Origin of the sequence: Streptomyces sp. NPDC002130 (genome assembly GCF_040296465.1) — a bacterium.
In the GTDB taxonomy this organism is placed as follows: Bacteria; Actinomycetota; Actinomycetes; order Streptomycetales; family Streptomycetaceae; genus Streptomyces.
The window spans coordinates 1-1,366 of record NZ_JBEOXI010000884.1 but is presented as its reverse complement, the minus strand read 5'-3'; the positions used below and the strand labels follow the sequence as shown (position 1 = coordinate 1,366).

Annotated in this window: 2 protein-coding genes and 1 pseudogene; 1 reads left to right on the top strand and 2 read right to left on the bottom strand. The window is 64.8% G+C overall.

The window, feature by feature from the left end; all coding sequences use genetic code 11:
* Positions 1 to 96 (top strand): annotated as a pseudogene (locus ABT116_RS51240) (AAA family ATPase); the annotation flags it as partial.
* Here ABT116_RS51240 and ABT116_RS46620 read toward each other — a convergent pair.
* Both ABT116_RS46620 and ABT116_RS46615 read right to left on the bottom strand, forming a co-directional pair.
* The gene (locus ABT116_RS46620) at positions 89 to 532 is read right to left on the bottom strand and encodes a hypothetical protein (protein ID WP_351647323.1); all 444 of its coding nucleotides are present in this window, start codon (positions 530 to 532) and stop codon (positions 89 to 91) included. The pseudogene ABT116_RS51240 and the gene ABT116_RS46620 overlap by 8 nt on opposite strands.
* On the bottom strand, positions 529 to 1,366 hold an 838-nt coding region (locus ABT116_RS46615; RefSeq protein WP_351647321.1), incomplete at its 5' end, for a carboxyl transferase domain-containing protein. The genes ABT116_RS46620 and ABT116_RS46615, both read right to left, overlap by 4 nt.

Sequence of the window (1,366 nt, the reverse complement as noted above, 5' to 3'; positions counted from 1 at the left end):
ACCACCCTTCGGTTCGAGCCGGGGATCACGTGCGTCGTCGGACCGAACGGCTCGGGCAAGTCCAACGTCGTCGACGCGCTCAGCTGGGTCATGGGGCGAGCCGATGACGATCATTCATTCCGCGCCGAATCACCACCTCGCGCGCGGCGAGATAGAAGAGAACGAAGACGACGTACATGATCGCGATGGCAGGCTGGTAGAAGTAATCGACGTCGGCGGTGACGAATTTTCCGACCTCGTCGATGAAGAGACCGAACCCGATTCCGCCGACGAGCGTGGCCAGGTCACGCGTGCGAGAGCCTTCGGTGATGGCGGTCGCCACGATGGCTACGGCCATCAGCAATCCGCCCCAGAGAACGTGTGCGATGTGGAGGGCGCCGCCCCCGATCTGGGGATAGCCCGTTGCTGCCAGATAGGCGCGAGTGATCAGCACGGTGGCGATGCCCGCGAACAGGAACAATTCGAAACGAGCCAGTGCCGCGCGGTCGTAACTGTGCGGCAGAGTCAGCGCATTCCGGTCCTTCGTCGTCATTGCGGAACTCCCAGGTTTCGATAGCGCGCGATACGGGAGGACTGGCGATCGGTGTCCGACTCTTCGGCGAGCACGAAGAGTTCGTGCGCTATCGCAGCCCCTACCCTCTTGGAGAATTCCACGGGTTCGTCGGCCGCGTCAGGCGTTTCGGGAATGATCACGTCGATCACGCCGTCTCGAAGCAGATCCAGCGAACGAATGCCCTGCGCTGCCGCCATCTCCGGTGCGTGACTGATGTCGCGATGGACGATCGCGCTGGCGCCTTCCGGCGGCAGGGGAGCGAGCCACCCGTTCTGTGCCGCGAGTACCCGATCGGCGGGCAGCAGCGCGAGAGCCCCGCCGCCTGTTCCCTGGCCGAGCAACACCGACACTGTCGGGGTCTTCAGCGTCACGAGGTCGGCGATGCAGCGGGCGATCTCAGGGGCCAGTCCACGTTCCTCCGCTTCCTTGGACAGCGACGCGCCCAAAGTGTCGATCACGAGGACAAGCGGGAGTTGTAGTTCTTCGGCAAGTTTCATGCCCCGTCTGGCTTCACGAAGCGCGGCCGGTCCCATCGTGGTGAGCGCGGATTGGCCACTGCGGTCCTGGCCGAGCAGGATGCACGGAAAGCCTCGGAAGCGGGCGAGTGAGAGCAAGATCGTCTTGTCGGTTTCACCCTGCCCGGTGCCGCTGAGCGGTACCTGTTCGGTCGCGGCATGGCGGAGCAACTGCCGAATGCCTGGTCGATCGGCCCGGCGCGAGAGCATCACCGACTGCCAGGCAGGAACATCGGGAATCTCGGGTGAGGGAATCGGGTCCGCGGCCGCCGGAGCCGGGGGATCGGTGAGCACGCAC